Genomic DNA, 13,474 nt, shown 5'->3' on the forward strand with positions numbered 1-13,474 from the left:
AATGTTGCAACGGGATATGTGTTCAGCAATTACGCTAAATAGCTATGTACATGAGCCGTATACGAGGCCCGTATGTACGGTTCTGTGAGAGGGATGAGGCGGTAACGCCTCACCCTACTCGATATGTATGCGATAAAATCGCTGAATTAAGTTTTTATGTAGCAGAACACTTGGCCACAGCGCAGCACAACCAAGGTAAATACATTTTAATACATTTTGTAGGGTAAGAATTTACCCGACATCACCACGCTCACACGATCGCCTTTTGGGTCGTTTTCTCGCTGTAAGTCCATGGAAAAGTCGATGGCACTCATGATGCCATCACCAAACTCTTCATGAATAAGTTCTTTTAACGTAGTGCCATACACATTGACCAGTTCATACCAACGATAAATAAGCGGGTCGGTAGGTACATCGGTAGGTAACGAGCCTTTATACGGTGCAATCTGTAGCCAGGCGATAGCTTCGTCAGTTAACTCAAATAACTCGCCAACGGCGGACGCTTGCTCTTTTGTCATGGCCATTTGACCAAGACAGGCCGCAGTGCTCCATTCCTTAGACTGTCCAACGACCTCTGCAACTTGGCTCCATTTAATGCCTTTGCGCACTTTTGCAGATTGGATCATTTCGGTAACTTGGCTTCGGTTGGTGATCATAGTGTTTCCTTATTTCGCAGTGGGTTAAAGCGTTATTGGGTATTCAGTAAAATAAATAATGCACAATTGATAAGCACAAGTAGCGCACTTACCCCTTGCCAAAAGCGCGTAGGGTGCTTTTCCATTAATGGCACTCTACCTTGGTTTAAAAACGACGGCATGGGGTGGTGAAGGTGGTAAATAAACTCTGACAGTGCATTAAAACGTTTATTGGGATTTACTTGCAGTGCGCGTTTTAAAGTAGCGTCAATCCATGGCGGAACCTCTCGCTTAGGCGAGAGTACGCTTTGATATCGCAATTTTTGCTGGGCAGAAAGGGTACGGGCCTTTGCTATTTGTGTACCGTAGGGATAACGGCCACTCAACATATAATAGGCAAGTACCGCAAGTGAGAACAAGTCGGCTGAATCACCACCTATATCCCCTAAAAAGTATTCTGGTGCACTGAACAATGCGGTGCCAAAAGGTGTGATCTCAACACTGTCGGTTTGCGGTTTTAGTTCGTTGATACCCGCCACATAGGCAGCACCCAAATCAATGATGGTGCATTTACCCGACGAGCCAATAATAATATTTTCAGGCCTAATATCTTGATGGATAATACCTTCACGATGTAGTGCATTAAGCCCTTTACCAATTTGCTCAATAATGTCTCTCACTTGTGAGACTGTGGGAGTAGGGTTATCAATTAACCATTGCGCTAGCGTTTGCCCTTCAATAAATTCAAATACGCTATATTGTTTTGTGGGCGGCGCATTCCGTTTAGGGCTAGTAACAACGTAGGGGCTGTTAATTCGCCGGGCTAACCACTCCTCAAGTGTAAATAAATTAACCTGCTCTTGCTGCTGTGCTAGGTCGGTGGATAAGGTTTTAATTACTACCCGTTGCTGGGTGTGGGTGTCTAGCGCCTGATAAACGTAGCTACGCGCCGATTGATATAATGGCCGCTCAATAATATAGCCATCAAGCCCTTGCCCTTCCGATAGTGTGTGGGCAAGGGGCAAAGGCGTTTCGTGATATGCGTTTGGTATGCTAGCAAGGCTTTTAATATGAAGGGTTTGGCAGGTTAGGTTATCGTCACTGTTATTATCTATGGCGGTTTGTACAATAGTTTTAGCTAAATCTTCTTTTTCGGCGTTATTTAAAACCAGCTTACCAAGACGATGGGTAGGTACATGCTCATGCACCCCATCGGTCATCATAACCAAGGTATCCTCCGCATTAAGAGGTACTTTGTGATATTCAATGTCGATATTGGCTTTAAAGCCTAATGCGTTGGCTAAATAGCTGCCGCCACTCTCGCCTACGGTGCGATGAGCAGACGTTACCACATCGTAGTTATCGCGCCGGAAGATACCCACACATGCATCGCCAACGTGGAAAATATGGGCAGTGTTACCTTTAACAATAACCGCAGTAAACGTACAAACGTAACCTCTATCGGGGGAGTAACAATAAGGCCCTTGTTGGTTTTTGCGATACAAACTGGCGTTAATGGTGCGAATTACCGTGGTAGCGCTTTGGATCACAGTCCAGGTATCTGGAGTACGATAGTAATGACTAAGAAAAGACTTCACCGCTAAATCGCTGGCCACTTGACTCACGGCGCTACTACTTATGCCATCGGATAGCGCGAAGCTTTGGCCTTTAAGCCGTTGGGTTAAGTCGTGGGCGGGGGTGTTGCTACAAAAGGTGACGCTGCCGCAGGTATCTTGATTAATGGCCTTGGTACCAGCAGTGCTAAATTGGCTATAAGAGAGACAGGTAATTTTATCAGTCATACAAAAGTTACCGTGACAGTCATAATACCGTACCTAGTGAGTTATCGAGACAGTCATAACAAGTTATCTCGTAGAGTTATCAAGACAGTCATAACAAGTTATCTCCTAGAGTTATCAAGACAGTCATAACAAGTTATCTCGCAGACTTATCAAGACAGTCACAACAAGCGTAAGTGGTTAACGTGACAGTCATAATAAAGTGCCGCTAACGAGGGTTAGCGGCACACCTGGTTTACACTACGGCAGTTTCTGTCACCGCTTTTTTGGCAACGGGTATTTTGCGTTTAGGCGCTGTTTTTACGTGTGTGGTATAAATGGTAAGTCCTGTAAAGGCAAGGCCACCTACAAGGTTACCTAGGGCGGTGGGTATCTCGTTCCAAACGAAGTAATCCATTACAGAGAATTCGCCGCCCATAATAAGACCAAAAGGGAACAAGAACATATTGACCACAGAGTGTTCAAAGCCCATGAAGAAGAACAGCATAATAGGGAACCACATAGCCAGAACTTTGCCGCTTACGTGGGTAGAGATCATGGCACCTACTACGCCAAGTGACACCATCCAGTTACACAGCATGCCGCGGATAAAAATGGTCATCCAACCTGCTGCACCGTGTTCTGCATATCCTAGAGTTCGGGCTTCTCCTATGCCTGCCACTTTAGTTGCAATAGCGCCTCCGTCGATGTTGTAACCCATGGTAAAGACAAATGACATCATAAAGGCAACCGTGAGCGCACCGGCAAAGTTACCGAGGAAAACCAACCCCCAGTTACGTAATATTTGGCTAGGGGTAACACCCGGACGTTTAGCAAGCCAAGCTAATGGCGTAAGCATAAATACGCCGGTGAGTAGGTCGAAGCCCATCAAATAAAGCATGCAGAAACCTATAGGGAAAAGCACTGCTCCGATAAGAAATACGCCTGTTTGTACCGCTACTGTAATAGCAAATACTGCGGCAAGCGCCAAAATGGCGCCGGCCATAAAAGCACGGATCAGCGTATCGCGGGTAGACATATAAATTTTAGCTTCACCTGCGTCTACCATTTTTGTGGCAAACTCAGCGGGTTGTAAATAGGCCATAATCAATCACCTTGTATTAGTAATATATTAAAAGTCAGCAGAGCTTGTTAATGCCCGAAAATGAAAAAGGCGTCCGCAATGTTCCCAAAAGAGGAAAACACTGTGGACGCCTTTATCCAGTTAAACAGATTGTGATACCGCTAATTCGCCTGACACTTGTTACCGGCGAGCGGTTGTATTAAACACTGCTAAATTAGTGCCAACGCATGTAATATTATAAATTATCTATATATAACAGGGGTTTGTGTTTTTCTGGGCGAGGCGAGAAATACCCTTGGGCTCTATTAAAAACCATACATTGGTGCATCTTTAGCTGATATTGCACCAATATGGTTAAGGGTATGGCAGCGAAAATAGCGAACGCACACCATTAATGAAGCGCCTTTTTGAGAAGCTTTAACTGCGCCGCCATTTTATCTAGACGCTGGTTTCTAGAGCTCGCTTGGGGTGTATAACGAAGTAATTGAAAATTGCTGGTTATATGCTGAAAACTATCCCGCGCTGTGGTGGGCAGTTCGTCTTTTACCAGCTCATAGTAGGCGTTAGCGGGCAGCGTATTTCGTGCGATACGGGTGTGGCGTTCCACTAATTTAGCTGCCCGTTTGAATATAACCGTTTCCTTTGGTTCAGGCGCTTTTAAGGTTAAAGGCAAGAAATAGATGGCAAGTACTAAGGCAATTACCAGCAACATGCCAATAAAAATGAGCGACATTTTGCCCGACGACAATTCGCCAAGTAGCGTGGTAAGCAGGTTTTTTTGCCGTTGATTATCAAACCCTAAAACCCATCGGCTCCACTGATAATCAAGTTGGCGAAACATTGATTGAATTGCACTGAAAAACAAGGTTTTTTGCATTGCATCAAACATATTGCTATTGCGGTTTTGTCCAAGCGTATTAAGTGTGTCGGTAAGGCCTTGGCTTATTCGTGACGGGGCTACCATACTGGTAGGGTCGTAGCGTACCCAGGTGCCGTCAATCAGTGCTTCAACCCATGCATGGGCATCGTATTGTCGCAATTGTAGGGCGCGCCCAGTAAGAACCTCTCCCCCCTGATAGCCTGTAACAAGGCGGGCGGGAATACCTGCCACCCTTAATGAAAATGCCATTGCACTTGCGTAATGCGCACAAAACCCCGCTTTCTTTTCAAACAAAAATATATCTACGGGGGTTGTAGGCATAGCAGAAGGAGTTAAGGTGTAAACAAATCGTTGAGTCGCGAAGTAACCCATAATGTGGGCGGCGACATCACGGGGTGTTTGATATTTTTTCGCCACGTCTGCGGCCCATGCTTCTGTTTTTGGGTTACTGTTTTCAGGGTATAGAAGGTTTAGCTGGCTATCGAACCCTTCAAGTGGGCTAATCGGCGCTGCGTTTGGATGATAATTTAGCAATATTGCTCTTTTGCTGGCAATTGGTGTGAACGAACGAAGGGCATAGTCAAATTGTACCCGCGCGCTTCTGCGCGATGTCCCTGCGATAGAAGAAAGATCTAACCCGTAAATATAGCGTTGATGAGTAGGCTCGATAATAACCTGATAAGCGTTTGACTCTGTACGCTCCAAAGGTAATTTTTTGCCCAGCCCATGAAGCTGTTTTTCTGCTTGGCGGCGCTTTTCACTAATAGACCAAGTTTTGCCGTCAAATGCTTCCATGGTCATCGCCCGCCAATAGCGCGTCGCCCGCGGTGGCGGTGAATCCTCGAAGGTTGCAGTAAAGGCAAGGGCTGATGATTGTGCAAGCGATGCAATATCTCCAGGGGTTACCGACTCTGCCAAGCCGGTTTGTTGTGTTTTAGAGCTAGGCATTTGCCATAACGGAGGAAACTGAGGAATTACCATAAAAAGCAGAAGTGCTATAGGTGCGCTTTGCAATAGCAAAACGCTAATGTGCCTGAACCCGCTAAATAAAGATTGGCTGGGAACAAATAGCATGCGCAGACATAGCAACAGTCCTATGCAAAGCACCATGTAGCCAAGCCATGCCGATACAGTAAGATTGAAAATAAACCCACACCCAAGCAAGAATAAACAGGCACTGAATAGTTGTAAAAAATCGCGCTTAGTATTTAGTTGCAGCAATTTTAACGCACACGCGGTAACCAATAAATTGATCATGCTGTTCAAAAGGCCATTGGACATGCCGAACCATGCGAGGGCGAGCAAGGCTAATATCGCCAATAGGTTAATTTGCCGAGTAGCAATGGCGTGTTGTTGATAGGAGAAGTAAAGCCCCAATTGCGCCCCTAAGGCGCACAGGGTTAGTATTATTACCCATACCATCAACACACTATGTAGCGACACGCTCAGTGTGGTAAAGCAAAGAGCAAGTAGCAAACTAGCCCGGTGCCGATTTACGCTAAGCTGCTGCCCCGAACGGTGCATTAAGAGCTATCCTTCGGATACAGGGCCAGAGCCTTGAGGCACTGTTTTTTGTGCTCTGATGAATTACCCGGGGCAATTGTAGTATTTGCCAGCTTTAGGCCATAGCTCTGCTGTTGTTGGTGTAGCGAGTAAATGTGATAGCTCAAATGACTCAGTGCTTTTTCTAACTTCAGGGTTGGGTCTAGGGTTAACAATTGCGCAATACCTTGTTGATTGCTAAATTCCTTACTCACCCACTGACCATTTTTTGCCACGTGTTTCCATGATACGCGGTTAAGTGGGTCGCCTTCTTTATATGCATTTAGAGCAAAAAAATCTTCGCTTCCGGTTGTTGCAATATGGCGGCTGTATTCATTACCGAAAGCCACAGTGTCAACACAGCCTTTTAAGGGCGCTGGATAAACAAGTAAATGTTGCGCGAAATCAAGATGAGTCCAGCAGCGAAAAAGCCCTAAGGGATATACACTTTCGCACGTAAGACGGGGAAGCGCATATCGCCCGCGTTGTATGAAGCGCAGGGGCACACCAAATTCATGCGGATCTTTGTCTAAATCTAGGGTAGTAACTGAAGGGCACGTGTTTATTTCTTGGTTACTCCCAGACGTATTATTTTGCACACGAGGGTTGGTTGTTGTTGTTGGTACGGTCATTTGCTGAGGGCTTTGCTGATATATTAGCCACGAAAATTGCAATAAGCCCGCCGGTTTTGCCTTGGCATGTCTATCGCGAGATACCACACTAAATGGCACCATTAAAATTTCATTAGCGCAGATATGGCTAATTTTACCCACTTTGAAGGTTAGCCGAGCAAAGTTTAAATAGCTGTGAAAAAGCGCTAAAAGTTGAAGACTCATCAGGGTGTAGCTAAGCAAGAGCATAAGGTTATTTTGATAGTTAGTACCAAGCAGAAATAAGCCAATAGCCGTGATCAGGAACCCCCAGCCAAATACGGTGGGCAATACAAATATCGATTGCATGGTTAATTGATGAGTCGCATTAGCGGGTATGCGCTTATCTAACCAAGTTAACCACCTTTTGGCTATCGCTTGCGTAAATGCTCGCTTGGCCCAATTCATATCAGGTCCCTCATCCCAATACCATCATATTAGGCGGCAAGGGGATCTACGCTATTAAGTAACAGTAGACTCAACCCTTGTTCGTGTGATGCTTCTACATTGCCTGCATTTAAACGATGTTCTGTAACCGCCACAAATACTGCTTTTACGTCATCGGGTAATACATAGGTGCGATCATGAATATAGGCCCACGCCTTTGCACCCTGTAATAAAGCGCGGCTGGCGCGAGGCGATAGTGGGTTAGGGTATTGGTTTTCAGTTCTGCTGGTGTTCACTAAGTTAAGGATATAGTGAATGACTTCGTTGCTGGCATGAATTTGGGTAACCTCGCGCTGCATGGTAAGCAAGCTTTGCTCACTTAAAATTTGGCTAAGTGGCACATCCGAATCAGCCGACTGAAGCAACATGGCTTTCTCTGCTTCCCAGCCTGGATAGCCTAAAGATATACGCATAAAAAAACGGTCGAGTTGCGATTCTGGCAAGGGATAGGTACCAGACTGATGGGCAGGGTTTTGGGTACCTATAACAAAAAATGGAGAGGGAAGTTTGTGGGTTACGCCATCAATACTTATCTGTTGTTCTTCCATGGCTTCTAGCAGTGCGCTTTGCGTTTTCGGGCTGGCGCGGTTTAATTCATCAGCTAAAACCAATTGGCTAAATAAGGGCCCAGCACGAAACTGAAAGTCGCCGCTGTGGGCATGATACACATTAACCCCCAACATATCAGAGGGAAGTAAGTCTGAAGTAAATTGAATACGTGAGTAGTGCAAACCAAATACTTGCGCGAGAGCATGGGATAAGGTGGTTTTACCCATCCCAGGTAAATCTTCGATAAGCAGATGACCGTGAGCCAGTAAACAGGATATGGCTAAGGTGAGTTGTTCAGGCTTACCGATGATTTTTTTACTGAGTGCATGGTGTACTTGCGCAATCTCTGGACGCATATAATAAGAGCCTCTTGGGCAACATTAATGAAGGTTATTAGGTAATAATAGTAGCAAGTTACACGATGATGTAATGTTTGAGCGCTATACTTGCGTATATATTTTTATTAAGTCGCTGTATTTCATGCATATTGGTTTAGCTAATCGTTGAAAAGCAGAAAAGTTAAACACAGAGGATAAATAGTGCTGCGCGAGCGTGTTCGGTTGTCTATAATGGACGTTCTTGTTAAGGAAGTAGTTATGAAAAGCATTGAAATAGATGACGATTTATATGCATTCATCGCCAGCCAAACAAAGCATATCGGCGAGAGCGCATCAGAAATTCTTCGTAGGTTATTATTGCCTGAAGACGGTGAGGTAGGCGATACATCTTCACCTAGGGCAAGCGTTAATGATACGGTAAGTAAAACCGCTGGAACACGCGCTGCTCCTAAAAAGGCGGAGTCTGCGGCAGCAAAAGCAGAGAGTGTGACGACTGTCCCAGCCACTAAACGCGCAGCACCGGCGAAAAGCCCGCGAGTTACCGCTCGTAGAATGAAAAAACAAACGCCTTCACAATCTGCAAACGCTTCATCCACTGCATCTTCATCGGCGCCCGTTGCCGAAGCTGCCACTCATGATAAAAACGATATTGTAAATATGGTCTCTGAGGATGCATTGTCTACGTTTACAAAGCGTGTTGATCAATTCTTGTTTATTTTAAGTGCAGCGCACAAACTAAATGCAGAAAATTTTAAGTATGTTGAGTCGATTATCGGTAAAAACCGCACCTACTTTGCTACAAGTAAAGAAGCATTGTTAGAAAACGGCAGCAGCACCAACCCTAAGGCAATACCAGACAGTGAGTATTGGGTGGTGACTAACAATAATACGGCGAAAAAAGTCAACATGCTGGAACAAGTATTGCGTAAACTTGGTTACGCACCTGATGTGGTTGAAACGATAGTGAGTCGTTTTGCTCCAGAAGGAAAATAATAGATTAAATACTGAATAAGGATTTTTTCATGGCACTACATCCGCAGGCAGGTAAAGCTGCTTCTCCTGAACAGCTTATTAACGTTGCAGCGTTAGTGACGCAGTACTATAGCTACAAACCAGACGCCCGCGTTGCAGGTGAAGCAGTAACCTTTGGTACGTCGGGGCACAGAGGCAGCGCTGCAAAATATACCTTTACCGATACTCATATTGCAGCCATTTGCCAAGCATTGGTGGAATATCGTGAACAAGAAGGCATAGACGGGCCTTTGTATATTGGTAAAGATACCCACGCGTTGTCTGAACCTGCAATGGTGACTGCTATCGAAGTGCTTTGTGCCAATGGCGTTGATGTGGTAATTCAACGTAGTGATAACGAAAGTTTAGGTTATACCCCGACACCTGTTATCTCTCGTACTATTATTCGCTTCAACAGAGAAAACAGCGACAAGCTTGCCGACGGTGTGGTGATTACCCCCTCGCACAATCCTCCTGACGATGGCGGGTTTAAATATAATCCTCCTCACGGCGGCCCTGCTGATAGCGATGTTACAAAACAAATTCAAAACCGTGCGAATGCTTTTATTGCCGATGGCAATAAAGACGTTAAGCGGGTGGATATTAGGGCTGCTTACGCGCGGGATTTGGTTCGTGAAGAAGACTTTATGGAACCCTATATTGACGACCTAGCCAAGGTAGTTGATATGCAGGCGATAGCCGACGCAAAGCTTAAATTAGGCACCGATCCCCTCGGCGGCGCTGGAATAGGATACTGGGCGCGTATTGCGGATAAATATGGCTTAGATATTACCGTGGTTAACAAAGATGTTGATCCACAATTTGGTTTTATGCGCCGGGACAAAGACGGCAAGCTTCGCATGGATTGTTCAAGTGCCTATGCCATGGCGGGTTTAATTGAATTAAAAGACGACTTTGATTTAGCCTGGGGGAATGATCCCGATTTCGATCGCCACGGTATCGTGTGCCCGAGTGCAGGCTTAATGAACCCAAATCATTACCTTGCTGTCGCTATTCAATACCTTTACACCCATCGTCCTCAGTGGCCTGCCGAGTTAAAAATTGGCAAGACCTTAGTGTCAAGTAGCATGATTGACCGGGTAGCCAATAGCCTCAATAAGCCACTTGCTGAAATGCCCGTAGGGTTCAAATGGTTTGTTGATGGGTTAGCGAATAGTGAAATTGGCTTTGCTGGCGAAGAAAGTGCGGGTGGAATTTTCTTGCAGCGCAATGGGGAAACCTGGGCGACGGATAAAGATGGCTTTATCTTGTGCTTGTTGGCCGCAGAAATTACAGCGGTTACCGGTAAAGATCCCGGCCAGCATTACCAAGCGCTTACTGAAACCTTTTCTTCCCCTGTATATAGCAGGGTAGACGTAGCGGCCACGTTAGAACAAAAAGAAAAGCTTTCTGCTATGGATGCGTCTGTGGTTACTAGCGATACACTAGCAGGTGAGCCGATAACAGCCGTGCAGACAAACGCCCCTGGCAATAATGCAGCTATTGGCGGAGTGAAGGTTTCCACCGAAAATGGATGGTTTGCTGCTCGTCCATCGGGAACAGAACAGATCTACAAAATATACGCAGAAAGCTTTAAAGGTGAAACTCACTTACAAGCGCTAATAAAAGAAGCGGAAGACTTAGTAGGTAAAATAATCAAATAAGCGCAAAAATCCACCAATGCAGATGGGCTTTTGTTACAGGATTGTAAAAAATCGACTGAATGCATACGAATTCAGTCGATTTTTTGGTTTTTTAACGAATTTTTTACAACATAATCGTTTAAGCACTGCTATATTGCTCTCATATTGATAGTTTTTTATGTAATTAAATTACACTTGGTGTGATTTTCTCCATCTTAACTAAAGTGAGGCGCAACATGAACGCAAAAGCGGTTACTACGCAGACTTCTCCTTCCATTAATAAGGCTGAATTTAAAGCGGCCGTCGTTAAGCATCTTCATTGTACTCTTGGCACCGATGAAAATAAGGCCAATAATCACGCATGGTGGAAAGCTACCTGCGCCGCCATTCAACAGCAAGTTCTTGAAGGGCTTCGTAAAACACAAAAAGCCCACTACCTAAACGATACCCGAGCAGTGCATTACTTTTCTGCTGAATTCCTAATGGGCCGTTTACTGTCTAATAATCTACAAAATTTTGGCTTGTTTGATGTGGCGAGCGGCGCCCTAAAAGAATTAGGTGTCGAGCTATCAGACATTATGGAAGAAGAACCAGACATGGCGCTGGGTAATGGTGGTTTAGGTCGTTTAGCGGCGTGTTTTATTGACTCGTTAGCTACAATGGAACTGCCAGCCATCGGTTATGGTATTCATTATGAACACGGCTTATTTCGCCAAGAAATAAAAAGCGGCGCACAAATTGAGCGCCCTGATAGCTGGCGTGACTACGGCAATCCGTGGGAGATCTGTCGTCCTGAATCTATTCAAGAAGTGTCTTTGTTTGGCTATGTAGAAACCAAATATGGTGATAATGGTCGCGTACTTAAAGAGTGGCACCCAGGTTCAATTGTAAAGGGTGTACCTTGGGATATTCCGGTAGTAGGTTACGAAGGCAAAACTGTAAACGTACTTCGTTTATGGCAGTCAGAAGCGTCAGATTACTTTAACTGGGACGTATTTAACGCCGGTGGCTATGTTGATGCACAACGAGAAAACGTGCAGGCTGAAACGATATCTAAAGTACTTTACCCTAACGATGAAACCGAAGCGGGCAAAGAGTTGCGTTTAATTCAGCAGTACTTTTTCTGCTCATGTTCACTAAAAGATATTATTCGCCGTTATAAGCGTGCCCACGGCGATGATTGGAGCCGTTTTGCCGATCAAGTGGTTATACAGTTAAACGACACCCACCCGGCTATTTCCATTCCTGAACTGATGCGCATATTGGTTGACCGTGCCGAACTTGATTGGGACAGTGCGTGGGATATTTGTACTAAAGTATTTGCGTATACTAACCACACCTTGCTTCCAGAAGCACTGGAAAAATGGCCTGCTCGCATGATTGAAAAAATCTTGCCACGCCACCTAGAGATTATTTATGAAATTAACCATCGCTTTATGTCTGAAGTAGACAAAAAGTGGCCGGGCGACAATGCCATGAAAGCAAAGCTTTCTATCATTGAAGAAGGCAATGAAAAAATGGTTCGTATGGGGCATTTATCAGTAATTGGCTCGTTCGCCGTTAACGGTGTGGCAGAAATGCACTCTCGCTTAGTGAAAAGTTCGCTATTCCCAGAGTTTGACGAACTGTTCCCAGGCAAGCTTACCAATGTAACTAATGGTATTACCCCTCGTCGCTGGTTGAAGGCCTGTAATCCGGCACTATCTAAACTTATCGATAAGAAGATTGGGGAAGAGTGGCCGAAAGACTTATACAAGCTAGAAGGCTTGGCGAAGTTTGCGAAAAACAAAACCTTCCAAAAGCAATTTATGAAGGTGAAGCTGGAAAACAAAGAACTACTGGCCGAGGAAATTCGTAAGACACTGGACATTGAAGTAGATGTAAACGCAATTTTCGACGTTCAAATTAAACGTTTACACGAGTACAAGCGTCAGCATCTTAACTTACTTCATATTATGGCACTCTACCGTCGTTTACTGGAAAACCCAGATTACGATATGCACCCACGTGTATTCATCTTTGGAGCAAAAGCGGCACCGGGTTACAAACTTGCAAAAGATATTATCTATGCAATTAATAAGGTAGCCGACAAGATAAACAACGATCCACGGGTAAATAACAAGATTAAAGTGGTATTTTTACCCAACTATCGCGTGTCTCTTGCTGAGAAGATGATCCCCGCGTCTGATGTATCTGAGCAAATAAGTACGGCAGGTAAAGAAGCTTCAGGTACGGGTAATATGAAGTTAGCACTAAACGGGGCCGTGACTATAGGTACCCTAGATGGTGCTAACGTGGAGATTGCGGAAGAAGTGGGTGACGAAAATATCTTTATTTTCGGCCTAACCGTGGAAGAAGTCGATGAGCTTAATGCCAAAGGTTATAACCCTAAAGATTATTACTACAAAGATCCTGAAATAAAAGCGGTACTTGACTGGCTAGAAACAGACTACTTCACACCCGGCAAGCCAGGTGCGTTGGTTTCTATTAAGCAAAGTCTATTGGATCATGGCGACCCCTATATGGTGTTGGCTGACTACCGCAGCTATGCCGAGGCTCAGTCGGCCCTTGATGAAGCATATCGTGACAAGGAAAGATGGGCAGAAATGGCGATTATTAATACCGCCAAAATGGGTAAGTTTACCTCAGACCGTTCAATTAACGATTATGTAGAACGAATCTGGAAACTTTCACCGTGTAAGATAGAAGGCTAATCGCAGAAAATCAGTAAAAAAGCCCGAAAATGTTATCATTTTCGGGCTTTTTTGATAGTGTGAACAATAGCAGATAAAACGATAACCATTTTATCGCCTTTTGTGGCGCGGGGTATGATGGTTTAGTGGAAAGCACGCTTTAATAAGTAAGTATTAAATAAAATACCTTTTCGCTCCGTTTCTCGCTAGAAAGGCCGGTGGAA

The 13,474-nt window shown here is 44.8% G+C and carries 9 protein-coding genes; 3 read left to right on the top strand and 6 right to left on the bottom strand.

The window, feature by feature from the left end; translation table 11 throughout:
• Positions 1 to 206: 206 nt before the first annotated feature.
• The 6 genes from cynS to GTH32_RS17670 all read right to left on the bottom strand — a co-directional run bounded on the left by cynS (position 207) and on the right by GTH32_RS17670 (position 7,921).
• Entirely contained in the window at positions 207 to 656 is a 450-nt protein-coding gene (gene cynS / locus GTH32_RS17645) for a cyanase (protein WP_163088251.1), read from the bottom strand.
• Positions 657 to 688: 32 nt separating this feature from the next.
• Positions 689 to 2,437: a bifunctional protein-serine/threonine kinase/phosphatase gene (locus GTH32_RS17650; protein ID WP_163088253.1), complete on the bottom strand. Its 1,749-nt coding sequence runs from the start codon at positions 2,435 to 2,437 to the stop codon at positions 689 to 691.
• A gap of 232 nt (positions 2,438 to 2,669) precedes the next feature.
• Complete coding sequence (locus GTH32_RS17655; RefSeq protein ID WP_163088255.1) at positions 2,670 to 3,518, bottom strand: formate/nitrite transporter family protein; 849 nt, start codon at positions 3,516 to 3,518, stop codon at positions 2,670 to 2,672.
• A gap of 370 nt (positions 3,519 to 3,888) precedes the next feature.
• Positions 3,889 to 5,901 (bottom strand): transglutaminase TgpA family protein, encoded by a 2,013-nt coding sequence (locus GTH32_RS17660; RefSeq protein ID WP_163088257.1) that lies wholly within the window; start codon positions 5,899 to 5,901, stop codon positions 3,889 to 3,891.
• The gene (locus GTH32_RS17665) at positions 5,901 to 6,977 is read right to left on the bottom strand and encodes a DUF58 domain-containing protein (protein WP_163088259.1); all 1,077 of its coding nucleotides are present in this window, start codon (positions 6,975 to 6,977) and stop codon (positions 5,901 to 5,903) included. Before GTH32_RS17665 ends, GTH32_RS17660 begins: the two co-directional genes overlap by 1 nt.
• Positions 6,978 to 7,006: 29 nt before the next feature.
• Entirely contained in the window at positions 7,007 to 7,921 is a 915-nt protein-coding gene (locus GTH32_RS17670) for an AAA family ATPase (RefSeq protein WP_163088261.1), read from the bottom strand.
• Between the two features lie 240 nt (positions 7,922 to 8,161).
• Between GTH32_RS17670 and seqA the strand changes: the two genes are divergently transcribed.
• From seqA to GTH32_RS17685, 3 genes are all read left to right on the top strand, one after another.
• Positions 8,162 to 8,896 carry a replication initiation negative regulator SeqA gene (gene seqA / locus GTH32_RS17675; RefSeq protein ID WP_163088263.1) on the top strand — a complete coding sequence of 245 codons (735 nt, stop codon included), beginning with the start codon at positions 8,162 to 8,164 and terminating at the stop codon, positions 8,894 to 8,896.
• Between the two features lie 29 nt (positions 8,897 to 8,925).
• The gene (gene pgm / locus GTH32_RS17680; protein ID WP_163088265.1) at positions 8,926 to 10,578 is read left to right on the top strand and encodes a phosphoglucomutase (alpha-D-glucose-1,6-bisphosphate-dependent); all 1,653 of its coding nucleotides are present in this window, start codon (positions 8,926 to 8,928) and stop codon (positions 10,576 to 10,578) included.
• 215 nt (positions 10,579 to 10,793) lie between these two features.
• Complete coding sequence (locus GTH32_RS17685) at positions 10,794 to 13,271, top strand: glycogen/starch/alpha-glucan phosphorylase (RefSeq protein ID WP_163088267.1); 2,478 nt, start codon at positions 10,794 to 10,796, stop codon at positions 13,269 to 13,271.
• Positions 13,272 to 13,474: the final 203 nt, after the last annotated feature.

It is taken from the genome of Alteromonas profundi (assembly GCF_010500865.1).
GTDB classification, from domain to species: Bacteria; Pseudomonadota; Gammaproteobacteria; order Enterobacterales; family Alteromonadaceae; genus Alteromonas; species Alteromonas profundi.

Excerpts from the sequence above, each read along its gene's own strand:
- cynS (WP_163088251.1), bottom strand. The coding sequence starts at position 656 with ATGATCACCAACCGAAGCCAAGTTACCGAAATGATCCAATCTGCAAAA.
- GTH32_RS17660 (WP_163088257.1), bottom strand. The coding sequence starts at position 5,901 with ATGCACCGTTCGGGGCAGCAGCTTAGCGTAAATCGGCACCGGGCTAGT.
- seqA (WP_163088263.1), top strand. The coding sequence starts at position 8,162 with ATGAAAAGCATTGAAATAGATGACGATTTATATGCATTCATCGCCAGC.
- GTH32_RS17670 (WP_163088261.1), bottom strand. The coding sequence starts at position 7,921 with ATGCGTCCAGAGATTGCGCAAGTACACCATGCACTCAGTAAAAAAATC.
- GTH32_RS17650 (WP_163088253.1), bottom strand. The coding sequence starts at position 2,437 with ATGACTGATAAAATTACCTGTCTCTCTTATAGCCAATTTAGCACTGCT.
- pgm (WP_163088265.1), top strand. The coding sequence starts at position 8,926 with ATGGCACTACATCCGCAGGCAGGTAAAGCTGCTTCTCCTGAACAGCTT.
- GTH32_RS17665 (WP_163088259.1), bottom strand. The coding sequence starts at position 6,977 with ATGAATTGGGCCAAGCGAGCATTTACGCAAGCGATAGCCAAAAGGTGG.
- GTH32_RS17655 (WP_163088255.1), bottom strand. The coding sequence starts at position 3,518 with ATGGCCTATTTACAACCCGCTGAGTTTGCCACAAAAATGGTAGACGCA.
- GTH32_RS17685 (WP_163088267.1), top strand. The coding sequence starts at position 10,794 with ATGAACGCAAAAGCGGTTACTACGCAGACTTCTCCTTCCATTAATAAG.